At 68.0% G+C, this 17,844-nt stretch carries 16 protein-coding genes; 12 read left to right on the forward strand and 4 right to left on the reverse strand.

Annotation, left to right across the window (positions count from 1 at the left end; genetic code table 11):
- The first annotated feature begins 57 nt into the window (after positions 1-57).
- From ACPCXD_RS01320 to ACPCXD_RS01365, 10 genes are all read left to right on the forward strand, one after another.
- A complete protein-coding gene (locus ACPCXD_RS01320) occupies positions 58-972 on the forward strand; it encodes an FAD binding domain-containing protein (protein ID WP_423658005.1) in 915 nt (304 codons plus the stop codon).
- The gene (locus ACPCXD_RS01325) at positions 969-1,640 is read left to right on the forward strand and encodes a (2Fe-2S)-binding protein (protein WP_059382829.1); all 672 of its coding nucleotides are present in this window, start codon (positions 969-971) and stop codon (positions 1,638-1,640) included. Before ACPCXD_RS01320 ends, ACPCXD_RS01325 begins: the two co-directional genes overlap by 4 nt.
- Positions 1,637-4,162, forward strand: a complete 2,526-nt coding sequence (cutA, locus tag ACPCXD_RS01330; RefSeq protein ID WP_423658007.1) for an aerobic carbon-monoxide dehydrogenase large subunit — start codon at positions 1,637-1,639, stop codon at positions 4,160-4,162. Before ACPCXD_RS01325 ends, cutA begins: the two co-directional genes overlap by 4 nt.
- On the forward strand, positions 4,159-4,836 hold the full coding sequence (locus ACPCXD_RS01335; RefSeq protein ID WP_258260135.1) for an SRPBCC family protein: 678 nt from the start codon (positions 4,159-4,161) through the stop codon (positions 4,834-4,836). Before cutA ends, ACPCXD_RS01335 begins: the two co-directional genes overlap by 4 nt.
- 196 nt (positions 4,837-5,032) lie before the next feature.
- On the forward strand, positions 5,033-7,135 hold the full coding sequence (locus ACPCXD_RS01340; RefSeq protein ID WP_258260136.1) for a hydantoinase/oxoprolinase family protein: 2,103 nt from the start codon (positions 5,033-5,035) through the stop codon (positions 7,133-7,135).
- Positions 7,132-9,084, forward strand: coding sequence for a hydantoinase B/oxoprolinase family protein (locus ACPCXD_RS01345; RefSeq protein WP_059382833.1), 1,953 nt, complete (start codon positions 7,132-7,134; stop codon positions 9,082-9,084). Before ACPCXD_RS01340 ends, ACPCXD_RS01345 begins: the two co-directional genes overlap by 4 nt.
- Positions 9,084-9,932, forward strand: coding sequence for an SDR family oxidoreductase (locus tag ACPCXD_RS01350; protein WP_059382834.1), 849 nt, complete (start codon positions 9,084-9,086; stop codon positions 9,930-9,932). Before ACPCXD_RS01345 ends, ACPCXD_RS01350 begins: the two co-directional genes overlap by 1 nt.
- 26 nt (positions 9,933-9,958) lie before the next feature.
- Positions 9,959-10,774 carry an enoyl-CoA hydratase gene (locus ACPCXD_RS01355; RefSeq protein ID WP_016692488.1) on the forward strand — a complete coding sequence of 272 codons (816 nt, stop codon included), beginning with the start codon at positions 9,959-9,961 and terminating at the stop codon, positions 10,772-10,774.
- Between the two features lie 57 nt (positions 10,775-10,831).
- Entirely contained in the window at positions 10,832-12,349 is a 1,518-nt protein-coding gene (locus tag ACPCXD_RS01360; RefSeq protein WP_423658011.1) for an acyl-CoA synthetase, read from the forward strand.
- A gap of 42 nt (positions 12,350-12,391) precedes the next feature.
- Positions 12,392-13,543, forward strand: a complete 1,152-nt coding sequence (locus tag ACPCXD_RS01365; protein ID WP_423658013.1) for an acyl-CoA dehydrogenase family protein — start codon at positions 12,392-12,394, stop codon at positions 13,541-13,543.
- A gap of 26 nt (positions 13,544-13,569) precedes the next feature.
- Here ACPCXD_RS01365 and ACPCXD_RS01370 read toward each other — a convergent pair whose 3' ends face one another.
- A complete protein-coding gene (locus tag ACPCXD_RS01370; protein WP_423658015.1) occupies positions 13,570-14,409 on the reverse strand; it encodes an alpha/beta fold hydrolase in 840 nt (279 codons plus the stop codon).
- 327 nt (positions 14,410-14,736) lie between these two features.
- On the opposite strand from ACPCXD_RS01370, the gene ACPCXD_RS01375 reads away from it, so the two are divergent.
- The gene (locus ACPCXD_RS01375; RefSeq protein ID WP_088898680.1) at positions 14,737-15,126 is read left to right on the forward strand and encodes a hypothetical protein; all 390 of its coding nucleotides are present in this window, start codon (positions 14,737-14,739) and stop codon (positions 15,124-15,126) included.
- Between the two features lie 71 nt (positions 15,127-15,197).
- Here ACPCXD_RS01375 and ACPCXD_RS01380 read toward each other — a convergent pair whose 3' ends face one another.
- The 3 genes from ACPCXD_RS01380 to ACPCXD_RS01390 form a co-directional block, all read right to left on the reverse strand.
- Positions 15,198-15,707, reverse strand: coding sequence for an acyl-CoA thioesterase (locus ACPCXD_RS01380; protein WP_088898681.1), 510 nt, complete (start codon positions 15,705-15,707; stop codon positions 15,198-15,200).
- Positions 15,708-15,770: 63 nt separating this feature from the next.
- Positions 15,771-16,250, reverse strand: a complete 480-nt coding sequence (locus tag ACPCXD_RS01385; RefSeq protein ID WP_060650103.1) for a MarR family winged helix-turn-helix transcriptional regulator — start codon at positions 16,248-16,250, stop codon at positions 15,771-15,773.
- Positions 16,251-16,293: 43 nt separating this feature from the next.
- Complete coding sequence (locus ACPCXD_RS01390) at positions 16,294-17,256, reverse strand: DNA-3-methyladenine glycosylase family protein (RefSeq protein WP_088898682.1); 963 nt, start codon at positions 17,254-17,256, stop codon at positions 16,294-16,296.
- A gap of 69 nt (positions 17,257-17,325) precedes the next feature.
- Here ACPCXD_RS01390 and ACPCXD_RS01395 point away from each other — a divergent pair, with 69 nt between their 5' ends.
- Positions 17,326-17,844, forward strand: a complete 519-nt coding sequence (locus ACPCXD_RS01395; RefSeq protein ID WP_026061190.1) for a ribonuclease H family protein — start codon at positions 17,326-17,328, stop codon at positions 17,842-17,844.

The raw sequence follows: 17,844 nt of genomic DNA on the forward strand, positions 1-17,844 counted from the left end.
GAGCTTTGTCACTTCTCCACGAAACGTCGATCGCACTATGCGGGCAGGATCTGTTCAATGAAACCGTCGCCACTCACCTATCACCGACCGCGGTCGATCGATGAAGCCTGCGAGATCCTCGCGGGGGTCGCGCACGAGGGCAAAGTGCTCGCCGGCGGCCAGTCACTGATTCCGCTGCTGTCGATGCGCCTGGCGGCACCGGCTCACCTCGTCGACATCGGCTCGATCCCGCGCCTCGACGCGATCTCCGCGTCACCGGAACTCGGCGTCACCTTCGACGCGCTCACCACCCACGCAGCGCTCGAATCCGATCCGACGGTCGCGCAGGTCCAGCCCCTGCTGGGCCGCGCGCTCCGGTTGGTCGCACACCCGACCATCCGCAATCGCGGAACGACCGTCGGCTCGATCGTCCACGCCGATCCGTCCGCGGAGATGCCGGCCGTGCTGTCGCTGCTCGGCGGAACGCTCACCGTCCGCTCCGTACGCGGAGTCCGGCAGATCCCCGCCTCGGAGCTGTTCGCCGGCCCGCTCGAATCGACCCTCGAAGCCGACGAGATCGCGACCAGCGTGACCGTGCCGTCAGCACGTCCGGGCACCGGGACCGCCGTCGACGAGATCGCACGACGCCACGGCGACTACGCCCTCGTCGGCGTGGTCGCGCAGGTGGAGGTCGAGGACGGAGCGGTGACGTCCGCCCGGATGACCTACGTCTCCGCGGGAGAACTCGGGCAGGTCGTCGACTACACCGACATCCTGCGCGGGGCGTCGGCGCACGACGAGCGCGACCCGCTCTGGCAGCAGGTCGCGGAGAAGGCACGCGAGACCGTCGAGACGGAGGCGGACATCCATGCCACCGACCGCTACCGGTCGCAGCTGGTAGCGGCACTGACCGGCCGTGTCGGCTTCGCGGCCGCGCAGGACGCGATCCGCGACGACACACGGGTACCGATGCACACGGGAGGAAGTCGATGACGAGCTCGATCCACAAGGGTGGTCGCGACGCCTCGCGGCGGACCGTCGCCGAACAGGTCGACGAGCTGCAGGCGGAGACCGGCGAGCACCACGTCGCCGTGACCTTCACCCTCAACGGCGTGACGCAGACGGTGGTGCTGCCCTCGCGCACGTTGGCATCGGACGCGATCCGTCACCACCTCCGTCAGACCGGCACCCACGTGGGATGCGAGCACGGTGTGTGCGGCGCGTGCACGGTGCTGCTCGACGGCAAGCCGGTGCGGTCGTGCCTCGTGCTCGCCGCGAGCCTCGAGGGCCGCTCGGTGACGACGGTCGAAGGGCTCGTCGAACCGGACGGCACCCTGCACCCTGTGCAGGAGGCATTCGTCGACTGCCACGGTCTGCAATGCGGTTTCTGCACACCGGGATTCGTCACCACGATCGCGGCCTTCCTCGAGGAGAACCCGTCGCCCACCCACGAGGAGGCGACCGATGCGATCGCCGGCAATCTGTGCCGGTGCACGGGTTACCAGAACATCCGGGCGGCCGTGCTGCGCGCCGCCGAGATCAAGCGTGAACGGTCCGGAGGCTCACCGCTCGGCCCCGACAACGAGGCGGCACGCGCCTCGCTCGACGCCAAGGTCCGCGGCACCACCGCTCCGGTCGGAGGAAAGGCAGGACGAGCATGACCAGTGTCTCCGATTCGCCCGTCTCGAACTCCGTCTCGACGAGCACGACCGACCTCGCCCCCGCCGACATCGGCGGTGCCACCGAATCGGGCAAGTCGTTCGGCAAGCCCATCCCGCGTGTCGAGGACAACCGGCTCGTCAGCGGCAACGGTCGCTATCTCGACGATCTCGGGCACGGCGCGCTCGCCGCGGCCTTCGTCCGGTCGCCGCACGCCCACGCTCGCATCCTCGACATCGCCGTCGATGCGGCGCTGGAACTGCCGGGCGTGCACGCCATCTACACCTACGACGATCTCGAGGCGGACTCGCCCGAGATGGCCGAGAATCTCCCGCTGCTGATCCCGCACCCCGCGATCACCGCTCCGCGCAACGGATATCCGCTCGCGAAGGACGAGGTGAACCACGTCGGCGAGGCGATCGTGATGGTCGTCGCCGACAACCGGTACATCGCCGAGGACGCGTGCGCGCTGATCGACATCACCTACGAGGCTCTTCCGGCCGTGGTCGGTGTCGACACCGCGCGCAACGCCGAGCACGTCGTCCACCCGGATGTGCCCGACAACGTCGCGGCGCACCTCCAGCACGGTTTCGGTGACATCGAGGCGGAGCTCGCCGCGGCACCGCACACGCTCACCCTCGACCTCGAGATCGAACGTTCGGCGTCGATGCCCATGGAGGGCAAGGGCGTCTACGCCCGCTGGGACGACGACGAGAAGGCGCTGACCTTCTGGACGTCCACCCAGACCTCGACGTCCGCCCGTGCCGCGATCGCAGCGCGACTGGGCATGGCGCACAACAAGGTCCACTGCATCGCCCCCGACGTCGGTGGTGGTTTCGGTGTGAAGATCGTCCACCCGTGGCCCGAGGAGGTCATGGTCACCTGGGCCGCGCGCAAGCTGGGGCAGGCCGGGATCTCCAACGAGGTCAAGTGGGTCGAGGACCGGCGCGAGCATTTCGTCTCCAGCGCCCACGAGCGCGGGCAGATCCACGAGGTCACCGTCGGGTTCGACGACGACGGCCGGCTGCTGGCCTTCGACTTCTCGATCTGGCACGACAACGGTGCGTACCTGCCGTACGGAATCATCGTGCTGCTCAACACCTCCACGCAGGTGCTCGGCCCCTACAAGCCGCGCGCCTTCCGGGTGGACGCCTACTCGCTGTACACCAACACGGTCATCGTCACGCCCTACCGCGGTGCGGGACGACCCCAGGCGGTGTTCGCGATGGAACGGGCGATGGATGCCATCGCCAAGCATCTCGGTAAGGACGTCCTCGAGGTCCGCGAGACCAACTTCATCCGCCCCGAGGAGATGCCCTACGACTTCCACCTGATCTTCCAGGACGGTCGTCCGCTCATCTACGACAGCGGCGACTACCAGGCGGGGATGGACAAGCTCAGGAAGCTGATCGGCTGGGACGAGTTCGCGGAATACAAGGAACGTGCCCGCGCCGAGGGGCGTCGCGTCGGCATCGGCGTGGGAGCGTACGTCGAGGGCACGGGACCGGGCCCGTACGAGGGCGCGCACGTGCTCATCGAGACCTCGGGCAAGGTCAAGGCCGCTACGGGCCTGACCACCCAGGGCCAGGGGCACCAGACCTCCTTCGCGCAGATCGTCGCGGACGATCTCGGTGTGCCGGTCTCCGACGTCGAGATCGTCACCGGCGACACCCGCCGATTCGGGTACGCGGTCGGCACGTTCGCCTCGCGCGGTGCCGTGATGTCCGGATCCGCCTTCCATGTCGCCGCGCAGATGGTGGCGGAGAAGGCGAAGAAGATCGCCGCGGACCACCTCCACGCCGACGTCGCCGATCTCGAACTGCGCGAGGGGCACGTGTGCGTGGTGGGCACCGAACCCGGCGCGGAGGGCACCTCGATCCCGCTCGGCGTGGTGGCCGTGCTGTCGAACCCGCTCCGCTACGCCTTCGACGATGCGTCCCGTCGCGCAACGGGATTCGCGAACGCCGAGACCGATATGTCGGTGCCGCCCGTCCTAGAGGGTGAGCAGCCCGGCCTGGAAGCGACCGGCTACTACTCGCCGCCCACGTCGACGTTCGCGTCGGGCATCCACGCGGCGATCGTCGAGACCGATCCCGTCACCGCCGAGATCCGGGTGCTCCGGTACGCGGTGGTACATGATTGCGGCAACGTCATCAACCCGCGCATCGTCGAGGGCCAGGTGCAGGGCGCGGTCGCACAGGGCATCGGCGGCGCGCTCTACGAGAAGATCGTCTACGACGAGCACGGGCAGATGCTCAACGCGTCGTACATGGACTTCCTCATGCCCTTCGTGACGGAGATGCCCGACTCGCTCGAGATGGACCACACCGTCACCCCGTCCGCGCTCAATCCTCTCGGAATGAAGGGCGCCGGCGAGGCCGGTGTCATCCCGACCTCGGCGGTGATCGCCGCGGCCGTCGAGGACGCGGAGGGCATCCCGATCACCAGCATGCCGATTTCCCCCTCGGAGTTGTTCGAGCTGCGTCTGACCCACGCTGCGTCCCGAAACAAGGAGAACGAATGAGAATCGCCGGTACCGCGCAACTGCAGGCACCCCCCGACGTGGTGTACGACAGCCTGCAGGACGGCCGTGTTCTCGCGGCGACGATCCCGGGCGTGCAGTCGCTCGAGCAGATCAGCGACAACCACTACAAGCTCTCCATCACCGCCGGGGTGGCCTCCATCAAGGGCACCTACGACGGGGAAGTGGTTCTGTCGCAGCAGAATCGTCCCGAATCGTTCGTCATGACGGCATCGGGCTCCGGCGCTCCGGGAACGGTCAAGGCCGACGTGGCGGTGCGTCTCGAAGAACGTGACGGCGGCACCGTGCTCACCTACGACGCGGACGCGGTCGTCGGCGGCATGGTCGGGGGCGTCGGACAGCGAATGATCACCGGTGTCGCGAAGAAGATGGCCGGCGTGTTCTTCAACGGCATCGACGGTGTGATCGCCAACGGTCTGCCGGCGGCACCGAGTGCCGCCGAAGCAGCAGCCGTCGCAGGCGTGAACGGAGTCGAGGTGGCCGAGGTTGCGGAGGGTGCGGGCGTGAAGACCACCGCGCTGCCCGTGGCCGCCGCAGCAGCTGCACCGGTACCGGCCGGAACTCCCTCGGCAGCAACGGTTCTGCTGTCGGCAGGAGTGGGTGCAGGTATCGCCCTGGCGGGCGTCGCCCTGGGAGCGATCCTCGCCCGACGCTGACCTTCTCGTCGAATATCCACGGCACCCCCGGGCCACCACGGCCCGGGGGTGCCGTCGTCTGCAGGTGGCAGGTGCACGAACCCCGAACTCCGGGCGACGAGTTCGGCGAGATGTGACAAAGAAACACCGCCGCTCAGGGGGTGGAATGTCATCAGACGTCAGGTGGGACACCGGCGAGACGAACCCAGGAGGAAACATGGGATCCAGGAAGATTCGGGTCGGCATCGATACCGGCGGAACATTCACGGACGTGGTCGCGGTGGACGACGAGTCCGGTGCCATCGTCACCACGAAGACTCCGTCGACACCGCAGGATCCGGCCATCGGCTTCCTCGCCGGCATCGAGAAGGTCCTCGCGCAGCTCGGCGAGACCGGCGACGCGATCGACGCCGTCAGCCACGGCACCACCGTCGCGACCAACAAGCTCCTCGAGGGCAAGGTCGGCACCCTCGGTTTCATCACCACCGAGGGCTACGAACACGTCCTCGAGATCGCCCGCCAGTCGGTCCCCGACGGCTACGGCAACTCCTACTTCTGGGTCAAGCCCGACCGCATCGTGCCGGCCGACCGCGTCCGCACCATCCGTGGCCGTCTCGCCTACGACGGCAGCGAGATCCGTCCCCTGAACGAGGACGACGTCCGCGCCGCCGCCCGCTTCTTCAAGGACCGCGAGATCCTCACCGTCGGCGTGTGCCTGATGCACTCCTACGCCAACCCCGAGCACGAGCGCCGCGTCCGCGACATCCTCATGGAGGAGTACCCGGAGGCGACCGTGAGCATCTCGAGCGAGGTGCTGCGCGAGTACCGCGAGTACGAGCGGTCCATCACGACCCTCGTCGACGCCGCGGTCAAGCCCAACATCCGCAACTACGTCAACAACATCGCGAACCGTCTGCGCGAGTTCTCCTCCGCCGAGGGCGAGCAGCGCGACATCCCGTTCTACGTGATGAAGTCCAACGGCGGTGTGCTCTCGGCCAAGGAGGTCGTGCACCAGCCGATCACCACCGTGCTCTCCGGCCCCGCGGCCGGTGCACTGGGCGCGGCCCTGATCGCCGGTGTCGCCGGTGTCGACCAGGTGCTGACCTGCGACGGTGGCGGCACCTCCACGGACGTCACCGTGGTCGTCGGCGGCGAGCCGGCACTCACCACGGAAGGTCGCGTGGGTGTCTACCCGTCCAAGATCCCGATGATCGACGTGGTGACCGTCGGCGCCGGTGGCGGCTCCATCGCATGGATGACCCCCGAGGGCACCCTGCGTGTCGGCCCGCAGTCGGCCGGCGCCGATCCCGGACCCCTGTGCTACGGCAAGGGCGGCAACGAGCCGACCATCACCGACGCCCACGTCCTGCTCGGCCGCATCCCTCCCCATCTGCTCGGCGGTGAGATCCCGCTCGACACCGAGCTCGCCCGCAAGGGCGTCGAGGAGCTCGCGCACAGTCTCGGCCTCGAGTTCGAGGCGTGTGCCACGGGCATCCTCGAGGTGTCGGCCTGGAACCAGGCCAACGCGCTGCGCCAGATCACCGTCAAGCGTGGTCTCGACGTCCGCGACTTCACCCTGGTGACCTTCGGTGGCTCCGGCTCGCTGCTGGCCTGCCGCCTCGTCGACATCCTCGGTCTCAAGGACGTCCTCGTGCCGCTCAACCCCGGCAACGTCTCGGCCTTCGGTCTGCTCACCGTCGACGTCCGCAACGACTACGTGCAGACGCACGTCAGCCGCCACGACCGGTTGAAGATCGACGAGCTGCAGGCCGGACTCGACGCTCTCGCGGCCGAGGCCGAACGTGCTCTGGAGGACGAGGGATTCGGTCCCGACCAGCGGCAGTACGCCCGCTCGGCGGACCTGCGCTACTTCGGCCAGGCCTTCGAGGTGCGCGTGCCGGTCGGCGACGGCCCCATCACCCAGGAACTGATGGACGAGGCAGCCGAACGCTTCCACCAGGCACACCGCGAGCTCTACGGCTACGACTTCCGCAACGATCCCCACCAGCACGTGGAATGGGTCAACCTCCGCGTCAGCGGCATCGGACCCATCAAGCGACCGGAACTCTCCGAGATCGCCCCGGGCACGGGTGCGGACGCCGCCCTCACCGGCACCCGCGAGGCGTACTTCGACGAGTGGGTCACCACCCGCGTGTACGACCGCGCCCGCCTCGGCGCCGGCGACGAACTCGAAGGTCCCGCCGTGATCGAGGAATTCAGCTCGACCATCCCGGTCCACCCCGGATTCCGCGCTCGCATCGACTCTTTCGGCAACATCCGCCTCACCAAGACATCCGACTCGAACGGAGCCACCCGATGACTGCGACTCTCGAACCCGCCGCGGCCACGACGCGCAAGCCCTTCCGGCTGACCGACGCTTCGGGCACCGCTCCCGATCCGGTGCTCGTCGAGATCGTCGCCGGTTACCTCGCCAGCGTCGAGATGGAGGTGGAGACCTCCATCTCCCGGACCTCACGCTCGCCGATGATCCGCGACGCCCACGACTTCCGTGCCGGCATCCATGACCGCAACCTGCGCAAGCTCACCGGTCGGTCGTACTCGGCGCTCGTGCATCCGGTGGCGCGGGACTTCCCGCTCGAGACGATGAAGCCCGGCGACGTCTTCTTCCACAACGACGTCTACCTCTCCGAAGGCGGCATCGGCCACCTCCCCGACCTGTGCGTCACCGTGCCGGTCTTCGCGACCCGCCCCGGCGACACCGAGCCCTCGGTGGTCGCGTTCGTGCAGGCCTTCGGCCACCACGACGACATCGGCGGTTGCTGCCCCGGCTCCATGCCGTCGGGTGCGACCACGGTGTACGAGGAGGGACTGATGGTCCCGCCGATCAAGCTGTGGGACCAGGGCGTTCCGAACGAGGCGGCGCTGCGGATCATGACCCGCAACTCCCGCATGCCCGACTCGCTCGCCGCCGACCTCGACGCCGAGTGCTCGGCGTGCCTCATGGGCGCGCGCCGGCTGTCGGAGCTGTTCGAGCGCTACGGTGTCGAGACCGTCGAGGCCTGCTTCGACGCGATCCTCGACGCCACCACGGAGACGTACCGCCGCGAGATCCTCAGCAAGATCCCGGTGGGCACGTACACCTGGGAGGACTACGCCGAGCACGACGGTGTGGACGAGCCCATGCTGCACGTGCAGCGCATCACCCTCACCAAGACCTCCCCGGAGGACGAGGGCGGCGAGCGTCTGATCCTGGACTTCAACGGCACCGGTCCGCAGGCGAAGGGTCCGATCAACCACTGCGGTGACTACGCCGACGGCAACTTCCTCATCAAGTGGCTGGCGCCGATCCTCCGCAACCTGGCCGACACCCCGGACCGCATGGCGGAGCTGGACGTCAACGAAGGTGTCGTGCCGCTGATCGAGATGAAGTTCCCGGAGCCGGGCACGCTCATCACGCCGATCTTCCCCGCCCCCACCAACGCTCGCACGTTCGTGATCCTGCGTCTGCTCGGTGTGCTCTCCGGTGTGGTCGCCAAGGCGGTCGACGGCAACATGCCCGCCGACCAGGAGACCATCCGCTACACCGGTGTGTACGGCGAGGACTTCGACGGCCACTCCTACCTCATGCGTGAGGTGCTCGGTGGCGGCTCGGGTGGCCGGCACTACGCCGACGGTGAGGACACCATCCACGTGGTGCCCGACTCGCGGAACCTGCCCACGGAGTTCACCGAGAGCCGCTTCCCGTTCATCGTCGAGAAGCTGGGTCTGGCAATCGATTCCGGTGGAGCCGGTCGCTACCGCGGTGGTCTCGGCTACGAGAAGCACATCCGCATGCTCAAGGACGCGAACTTCATGTCCATCGCGGACCGTTCGATCCTCGCGTGCTGGGGTGTCAAGGGCGGCAAGGCCGGCAAGCCGTTCTCCGTCACCCTCGATCCCGGCGGCCCGAACGAGCGCGAGTTCGACGCTCTCACGGACGCCGAGCCGATCAAGGCCGGCGAGGTCGTGCGCATCCGCACCACCGGTGGCGGTGGCTGGGGCGACCCGCTCGATCGTCCGATCGACGAGGTGGTCCGGGACGTGCTGTGGCGCAAGGTGTCCGTCGAGGGTGCCCGCGACGACTACGGCGTGATCCTGAAGGACACCTCGGCCGACGAGCCCGTCGCCGACGTCGAGGCCACCGAGGCGCTGCGTGCGCAGATGCGCGCCGAGCGCGGCGAGGAAGAGCCCTTCTTCGACCGCGGTCCCGGTTACGCCCGCCTGTCGGGTGGTGCCGAGTTCGCCGAGTACGACTTCATCGGCAACTGATGTCGACGACGGCCACTCTCTCCCGCGGCACCGATCTCGCAGTGATCGGTGCCGCGGGGAAGACCGGAACGGCTGTCGTCTCGGCGCTGGAGACAGCAGACACGACCCCCGTCCGCCGAGTGGTGCACACCGCTCGGCAGGCGGGGGATCGTGCTGTCGACCTCGAGACGGGTGCCGGGCTCGTCGACGCGCTGGCGGGTTGCCGCGGCATCTATTTCATCGCCCCGAACATGCACCCCGACGAACCGGCGCTGTTCGAACGGTTCCTCGCGGCGGTGGCCGAGGCAGGTGTCGATCACGTCGTCTACCACTCCGTCGCCTGGCCGTACACGCCGGCGATGCCGCACCACCTCGACAAGGCGCGTTGCGAGGACCTCCTGCACGCCTCCGGGGTGCGGTGGACCGTTCTGCAGCCCTGCGCGTACACGGAGAACTTCGCACCCGTCCTCGACGGCTCGGTCGATGCACTCGACGTCCCCTACGACCCCGACGCGCCGTTCTCGTTCGTCGCCCTGTCGGACGTCGCGACGGTGGCGGCCCGTGTCCTCGTCGAGGGTGCGGACATCCACCACGGCGCCACCTACGAGCTCGGGGGACCGGACTCGGTGAGTGTGCGGCAGCTGTGCGCGGTCGCCGGGCGATCGGTGGAGCTCGAGCAGGTGTCCGTCCCGGTGTGGATGGAGCGCCACGGCCGCGACCTGCCCACAGATGCCCGCGGACGTCTGGCCGCGATGTTCGACTTCTACGACGCTCACGGCTTCGTCGCGGGAAGCGCCGTGACGGCAGCGCTGCTCGGTCGGGAGCCCGCCCGCGTCGCGGATCTCGTCTCGTCGATGCCGCGCCGGTAACCCGCCGGTGGTGTAGGAAAGGGAACGTGACGGATCGCTCTGCGGACGGCCCCGACGCCGTCGACACCCTGCCCCCGCCCGTGCTCATCGCTGTCGACGAGGCCAGCGGTATCGGGGTGCTCACCCTCGACCGCCCGAAGCAGCGCAACCCGCTGTCGGTGGAGACGATGCGCGAGGTCATCGCCGGTCTGACGGCGCTCGCGGCCGACTCGAAGGTGATCGTGGTCCGCGCCGAGGGCCCGGTGTTCTCGGCCGGGCACGACCTGCGGCAGATGATCGGACGCACGCTCGACGAGGAACGCGCGATCTTCGAGACGTGCAACGAGATGATGCGGACCGTGCAGTCGATCCCTCAACCGGTGATCGCATCGGTGCAGGGCACGGCGCTCGCGGCGGGATGCCAACTCGTCGCGTCGTGCGATCTCGCCGTCGCTGCCGGCGACGCCCGCTTCGGCACCCCGGGTGTGCGGATCGGGTTGTTCTGCTCCACGCCGATGGTCGCGGTCAGCCGCGCGATCGGACGCAAGAGGGCGCTGCAGATGCTGCTGACCGGCGACACCATCGACGCGCAGACCGCCGCCGACTGGGGCCTGGTGAACTACGTCGTCGAACCGGAGACGCTCGAGACCGCGACCACCGAGCTCGCCCTGAAGATCGCCACGTCGTCCCCCGCGACGATGCGGATCGGCAAGGAGGCGTTCTACCGGCAGATCGATCTGCCGCAGGAGACCGCCTATGCCGCGATGGCCGAGACGATGGCGTCGAACGCGATGATCGACGACGCGCAGGAAGGGATGACGGCCTTCCTCGAGAAGCGCGCGCCGGTCTGGAAAGGGCGCTGATCCCGAGCGATCGCTAAGTCTGGACTAGTTGGTTGGACGTCCTATAAAGTTCGCTGCATGACCCCCGATCCGCGTCAGAGCACCGTCGACGGCATCCTCCACCGCACCGCCGCGCGCTACCCCGCCCGCGTCGCGCTCCGCTTCGGCGACCGGCAGTTCACCTACCGGGAACTCGACGACGCCGTCACCCGTGCCGCTGCGCACCTGCTCTCCTTGGGCCTGACCAAGGGCGACCGCGTGGCCGCCTACGGCACCAACTCCGACGGCTACGCGATCGGATATCTCGCCGCTGCCCGCGCCGGCCTGGTGCACGTGCCGATCAACTACGCGCTGCGCGGCGAGGAACTGTCGTACCTGCTCGGTCAGTCGGGCGCGAAGGCAGTGCTCGTCGACCCCGTGTTGCGCGACAACCTCGACGCCGTCCTGGCCGACGTGCCGGCCGAGACCGTCGTCCCGCTCCGCGACGCCGACGACTCCCTGGTGACGGTCGCGCAGACCGGCGACGTGCCGACGCTCGACGTCGCGGTGGCCGACACCGACCTCGTCCAGCTCCTCTACACCTCGGGCACGACGTCGAAGCCCAAGGGCGCCATGATGACCCACCGGGCGCTCACCTTCGAATACATGTCGTCGATCGAGGCGCTCGATCTGTCGGCCGGCGACGACCCGCTCGTGTGCATGCCGCTCTACCACTCCGCGGCGATGCACGTCTTCCTCATCCCGTACTTCGCGGTCGGCGCGACCGTGCGGCTGCTGCCCGCACCCGACGTCGCCGAGATCCTGCGGCTGGTGGAGGAGGAGCGCATCGGATCGCTGTTCCTCGCCCCGACGGTGTGGGTGCCGCTGACCAACCATCCCGACCTCGACAAGCGCGACCTGTCGTCGCTGCGCAAGGCGCAGTACGGCGCGTCGATCATGCCGGTCACCGTCCTCGAGCGACTCCGTGGCCGCTACCCCGAGCTCGGCTTCTACAACTGCTTCGGGCAGTCCGAGATCGGACCGCTCGCCACCGTCCTCCGCCCCGAGGAACACGACGCACGCCCCGCCTCGTGCGGCCGGGCCGTGCTGTTCGTCGAGACCCGCGTCGTCGACGCCGACGGCAACGACGTCCCCGACGGCGAACCCGGTGAGATCCTGTACCGCTCACCGCAGTTGTGCCTCGGCTACTGGGAGAACCCCGCCGCGACGGAGGAGGCATTCCGCGACGGCTGGTTCCACTCCGGCGATCTCGTCACCCGCGACGCCGAAGGTTTCATCACCGTCGTCGACCGCATCAAGGACGTCATCAACACCGGCGGCATCCTCGTCGCCTCACGGGAGGTCGAGGACGCGATCTACACGCACCCGGCCGTCGCGGAGGTCGCGGTGATCGGTACTCCGGACGAGAAGTGGATCGAAGCGGTGACCGCGGTGGTCGTCCTCAAGGACGGTCACGAGCTCGACGAGCCCACCTTGATCGACCACGTCAAGCAGCGCCTCGCACCGTTCAAGGTGCCCAAGGCCGTTCGCTTCGTCGACGTCCTGCCGCGTAACCAGAGCGGCAAGCTCCTCAAGCGCGAACTGCGCGGATCCTGACCACTCCGAACCTGAACACTGCGAAAAGGAAATCTGAACCCGATGCCGAAGAAGCACGTCGCCTCCTGGTACGACGACGAGGTCTCTGCCGTCTACGATCTCGCGCGCGAGTTCTTCGATCGCGAGGTCATGGGCAAGGCCGAGAAGTGGGATTCGCAGCGTCGTATCGATCGTGAGGTGTGGCTCGAGGCCGGCAAGCTCGGTCTGCTGTGCTGCTCGATCCCCGAGGAATACGGCGGAGGCGGCGGCACCTTCGCGCACGACCTCGCGGTGTTCGACGCGCAGGGCTACTCGGGCGATCTCGCGTTCGGCAACTCCGTGCACAGCGGCATCGTCGCGCACTACATCCTCGAATACGGCAACGAGGAGCAGAAGAAGACGTGGCTGCCGGGCATGGCCACCGGCGAGATCCTCGGCGCCATCGGGATGACCGAACCCGGCGCGGGCTCGGACCTCAAGGCGATCAAGACCACCGCGGTGCGCGACGGCGACCACTACGTCGTCAACGGCTCGAAGACCTTCATCACCAACGGTTCCTCGGCCGACGTCATCGTCCTCGCCGTCAAGACCGACCCGAAGGCCGGCGCCAAGGGAGTGTCGCTGCTCATCGTGGATCTCCGTGACACCCCGGGTTTTTCGGTGGGCCGTGTGCTCGACAAGGTCGGCCAGCACGCCGCCGACACATCCGAACTGTCGTTCGTCGACGTGCGTGTGCCCGTGACCAACCTGCTCGGCGAATCCGAAGGCCTCGGTTTCGGTCAGCTCATGGCACAGCTCGTGCAGGAAAGGCTGATCATCGGTGCGCAGGCCGCCGGCGCGATGGACCGGGCCGTCGAGGAGACCGTCCGCTACACCAAGGCGCGACAGGCCTTCGGGCACAGCCTGTTCGAGTTCCAGAACACGGCCTTCGAACTCGCCGAGTGCCAGACCATCGCCCGCACCTGCCGCATCTTCCTCGACCACTGCATCGAGCAGCACCTGAAGGGCCGACTCGATCCGTCCGATGCTGCGATGGTCAAGTACTGGCTGACCGACAAGCAGTGCGAGGTCATCGACCGGTGCGTGCAGCTGCACGGTGGCTACGGCTACATGCGCGAATACCTCATCGCGCGGATGTACGAGGACGCGCGCGTCCAGCGGATCTACGCCGGCGCGAACGAGGTCATGAAGCAGATCATCGCGCGGGCGCTGTAACTGTTCGTTTCCGGATGTGGGATGTCTCAGCCGGCCGTGGTGGTCAGGAACTCTTCGATCGCGGCGGTGAGTTTCTCGGGCTGGTCTTCGGCCAGCAAGGTGTAGCTGTCGTCGATTTCGACCAGTCGCGCGTCGGGGAAGGCCTCGGCGAGGCGTCGTCCGTGAGCGCGGGGCATCATGCGGTCCTCGGTGGCCCACACGACGAGCACCGGCCCGGAGAACTGCGCCGCTTTCGCAGCGATCTCGAGCAGTTGTTGCTTGGGCGGCGCAGAGGGTGCGTACTTGGCCAGATCACGCCGGATGTTCCGGTCGACGGTGGCCGGACGGAACCAGGCGTCCATGACGGGTCCGGGTACCGGACGTTTGCTCATCCAGCCCCAGGTTCCGGGGCCTCGCCGTCCGAGTTTCGTGCCGAGCACGGCCATGAGCACGCGTACCCCGCCCGGAATCCTGACCAGCGGCAGGAGCGGTTTGACCGGGCCGGGTGGGTAATTGTCGAATGCCTCGCACGCGGCGAGCACGAGTCGCGAGACCCGTTCGGGATTCGACACGGCGAGGAAGGCCTGGGCACCGCCCCAATCGTTCTGGATCAGCGTGACGTCACGCAGGTCGAGGGCATCGAGGAACTCCCCGATGAGATGGCCCATTCCGACGAGGGTGAGGTCTGCCTCCGGACGCATCGGTATGCGGTGCGAGCCGAGAGGCCAGGTCGGCACGATGCAGCGGTAGGTGCCGCGGAGTTGTTCGACGACGTGCCGCCACCCGGTTCCGTCCATCAGAAGGCCGTGGATGAACACGAGAACCGGTCCGGTACCGCCGGTGTCCTCGTACTCGATCGTCCCTGCCGAAAGCCCGATGTCGAACACGCGATCCCCCTTCGCGTCGAGTGGTCGAGATGTTTCCACAGCTCCGCGCCGCTCGCCGGGATTTCGCGCATCCGGCAGACATATTCGTCGAATAGAACTTCTTCAGCCGGGATCGCTTTCGGTGAAATCCGCCCGCAGAAACCGGGGGTACGTCAAGATCACATGAATTCCGTTATCTGACGACAGTAAGGACCACCGATGCGACATCGCGCCCGTGCTGCAGTGATCACCACCTTTGTTGTCCCTGCGGCTGTAGTGATCCCAGGAGTAGCAGGAGCAGCGGAGGCCGAGGACGTTCGGTACTCGTTCTCCGTCGACGGCACGAGCGTGACCAACACCATCGTCAACAACACCGGCGAGGAGTTGATCTGCTCGACTTCTCTCGGCAACGCACCGGACGGGATACTGCCCCCGGTCTGGGAAGTCGTCGGAGCCGGACAGTCCCTCTACGAGCAGGGGCCGGTAGCGCCGGGAACCAGCACGCAGGTCATTGCGGACGTACCTGCCGGCTCCTATGTCGCGTTGGCGTCGTGCGGGAACGCTGATTCCACCGCGATGTGGGCCTCGGACTATCCCGGTATCGAAGAAATCCTCGCGCTGTTCCCGCTCACGTCCTTCGCGGTCGAGCAGGGAGCCACGGTCGTCACAGTTCCCGCTGAGACACCCGCCGTACCCGTACAACAATCGCCGTCCTTCGGCAGCAGTCAACCCGAATGATGTCCTGACAGAGCACTTTTCGAGCACTGACGGTTGATCGCGACTCGACGGCGGGTGCGTGCGGCCCTACCTCACCACGGGCGGCTGGTGGTGAGGAACTTCGCCATCTCCTGACTCTGCGCGCGGTGCATGCGGCGGTGTTCCGCTCGCTCGTCACCGGACTCGTTGAGCTTGCGTTCCTCGTCGGACTCGGGCAGCACCGGTGGCACCTGCATGGGGCGACCGCCGTCGTCGACCGCGACGAAGGTGAGGAAGGCGGTCGCGGCGATGCGTCGCTCACCGCTGCGCAGATCCTCGGCGGTGACCTTGACGAAGACCTCCATCGAGCTGCGTCCGGTCCAGGTCACGAACGATTCGAGGCACACCGAATCGGACGGGCGAACGGGTTCGAGGAAGGCCACGGAGTCGGTCGACGCCGTCACAACCGACGCGCGACTGTGACGTGTCGCCGAGATCGACGCGGTCATGTCGATGTCGCTCATCAGCTTCCCGCCGAACAACGTGTTGTGGTCGTTGACGTCGTTGGGAAACACCCTGCTGGTCTTGACGACTCGTGATTCTCGGCAAGGTTTGGCCTGCACGCCGAAGGTCCTTTCGTAGATCGTGCTCGCGGCGGGATCTCCGTCGGATGCACCTCTACAAGCCTACGACTGCTGCGCGGAAATCGGCGCAGGCCTGGTGTGATACTCGACAATCCTGGTCAGCATCGCGGTGAGCTGTGCGCGTTCGGCTGCGTCGAGGGGAGCGAACGCCTCGTCCTGCGCCGCGGTGAGCATCCGGTCGAGATCGAACAGTCGTCGGCGCCCGCGCTGGGGGAGGGTGATGATGTTGCGTCGCCGATCGGTGGGGTCGGCGGCGCGTACGACGAAACGACGGTCGACGAGTGCGTCGACGGCGGCGGCGACGTCGCTGCGATCGAGGCCGCAGCGACGGGCGAGGTCGATCTGACTGGACGGACCGTATTCCTCGAGGGCGGCCAGGATCCGGTAGTGGTGACCGCGGGCATCGGCGGAGTCGAGGCGATCGAACACGACGCGATGCACGTGTCGCGCCGCCTGGGTCATCAGATAGCTCGGGAGGTGTCCGAGCCGATCGGGGCCGGCCGCGTCGTGGGTGGCGGACATGTGACCGAGTCTACGAGGACGGGCGCGCCGGATCGAGACCCCGTCACCGCCGACGATGGTCGGTGATCGGGGTGCGAGGCCCGCGCTTCGGAACCCGCGCGTACCCACCGGACTCCACGATCAATCGAACGGCCCGATAACGTTGCGGGCGTAGCGGTTCGAGATATTCGATCATGCCGGGGTCGTCGAGGGGACGGCCGAGCAGTGCCCATCCGACGACCTTCGCGAGGTGGTAGTCGCCGACGGAGAGCGCATCGGTGTCGCCGAACGCGCGCTGGGCGACCTCCGCGGCCGTCCACACGCCCACTCCCGGAACGACCCGCAGCTTCCGCCGGGCGTCGGCGGACGGTTCGTGGACGAGACGTTCGAGCGAGTCGGCGACCTGCGCGCACCGCACCACGGTGCGTGCGCGGCCGGGGTCGACGTTCGCCCGGTGGAACTCCCAGGACGGTACGGTCCGCCAGGTCTCCGCGGAGGGCGGCACGCGCATGCCCTCCGGGGCCGGGCCGGGCGCCGGATCGCCGAACCACGTGACGAGACGACGCCAGGACGCGAACGCCGCCACCCCGTGCACCCGCTGTTCCAGGACGGCCGGCACCAGGGATTCGAGCACCCGGCCCGTGCGGGTGATGCGCAGGGCGGGCATGCGTCGGTGCGCCTCGACGAGCAGGGGATGCTCGGGTACGAAGCCGGACGGGTCGTCGTCGGCGCCGAGCAGCGCCGGAAGCTGATCGCCCAGCTCGGATGCGCCCGGGCCCCACGCCAGGCACCGCGCACCGTGCGGGCCGTCCTGGGTGAGCCGATACGTCACGGCACCGGTGTCCATGCGGGAGGTGCGCCAGACGGCGCCTGCGACGACGCGATGACACGGATCCCACGGCCCGCGCTGCAGCGGGCGCAGGGTGCGCACAACATCGACGGGCCACGGCACGCGCACGCGGGTGTCGAGAGGTGCTTCGTCCGCCACGCTCGCGATGCGACGGCCTCGCTCGTCGGACACGGTCACCGTCCTACCGTACTCCGGGCGCTGGAGCCGACTTTCGTGGTGTCGGAGGGTGCGGCTATGGTCGGGCGCATGATCATCGTGAGCACCGACGGATCCTGCCTTCGCAATCCCGGTGGCGCCATCGGGTGGGCGTGGGTCAATCACGAGGGGCCCAGCGCGTCGGGCGGTGAGCGTTCGGGCACGAACCAGATCGCCGAGCTCCGGGCGGTGCTCGAGGCGCTGCGGGCGCATCCCGGCGCCGAGCCGATGATCATCGAATCCGATTCGCAGTACGCGATCAAGTGCGCCTCCGAATGGCTGCCCGGATGGAAGCGCAAGGGCTGGAAGACGGCCACCGGCGCGCCGGTGAAGAACCTCGAACTTGTGCGCGCCATCGACCGCGAGCTCACCGACCGCACCGGTCCGGTGCGGTTCCGCTGGGTGCGCGGGCACGTCGGCAACCACTTCAACGAGATGGCCGACACGCTCGCCGGCCAGGCCGCCCGCGAGATCGCGGCGAAGCCCGGACCGATCGAGGTGCCCAGCACGCCCGTGGTCGCGCACAAGCCGCCGAAGCGCGCCGACGACGCCGAACTGACCTTGTTCTGA

The sequence above is a fragment of the Rhodococcus sp. AB351 genome (assembly GCF_049538275.1).
In the GTDB taxonomy this organism is placed as follows: Bacteria; Actinomycetota; Actinomycetes; order Mycobacteriales; family Mycobacteriaceae; genus Rhodococcus.

Bases quoted from the DNA above. Each gene is read 5' to 3' on its own strand.
- ACPCXD_RS01320 (WP_423658005.1), top strand. From the start codon at position 58: ATGAAACCGTCGCCACTCACCTATCACCGACCGCGGTCGATCGATGAA.
- ACPCXD_RS01325 (WP_059382829.1), top strand. From the start codon at position 969: ATGACGAGCTCGATCCACAAGGGTGGTCGCGACGCCTCGCGGCGGACC.
- cutA (WP_423658007.1), top strand. From the start codon at position 1,637: ATGACCAGTGTCTCCGATTCGCCCGTCTCGAACTCCGTCTCGACGAGC.
- ACPCXD_RS01335 (WP_258260135.1), top strand. From the start codon at position 4,159: ATGAGAATCGCCGGTACCGCGCAACTGCAGGCACCCCCCGACGTGGTG.
- ACPCXD_RS01340 (WP_258260136.1), top strand. From the start codon at position 5,033: ATGGGATCCAGGAAGATTCGGGTCGGCATCGATACCGGCGGAACATTC.
- ACPCXD_RS01345 (WP_059382833.1), top strand. From the start codon at position 7,132: ATGACTGCGACTCTCGAACCCGCCGCGGCCACGACGCGCAAGCCCTTC.
- ACPCXD_RS01350 (WP_059382834.1), top strand. From the start codon at position 9,084: ATGTCGACGACGGCCACTCTCTCCCGCGGCACCGATCTCGCAGTGATC.
- ACPCXD_RS01360 (WP_423658011.1), top strand. From the start codon at position 10,832: ATGACCCCCGATCCGCGTCAGAGCACCGTCGACGGCATCCTCCACCGC.
- ACPCXD_RS01365 (WP_423658013.1), top strand. From the start codon at position 12,392: ATGCCGAAGAAGCACGTCGCCTCCTGGTACGACGACGAGGTCTCTGCC.
- ACPCXD_RS01385 (WP_060650103.1), bottom strand. From the start codon at position 16,250: ATGTCCGCCACCCACGACGCGGCCGGCCCCGATCGGCTCGGACACCTC.
- ACPCXD_RS01395 (WP_026061190.1), top strand. From the start codon at position 17,326: ATGATCATCGTGAGCACCGACGGATCCTGCCTTCGCAATCCCGGTGGC.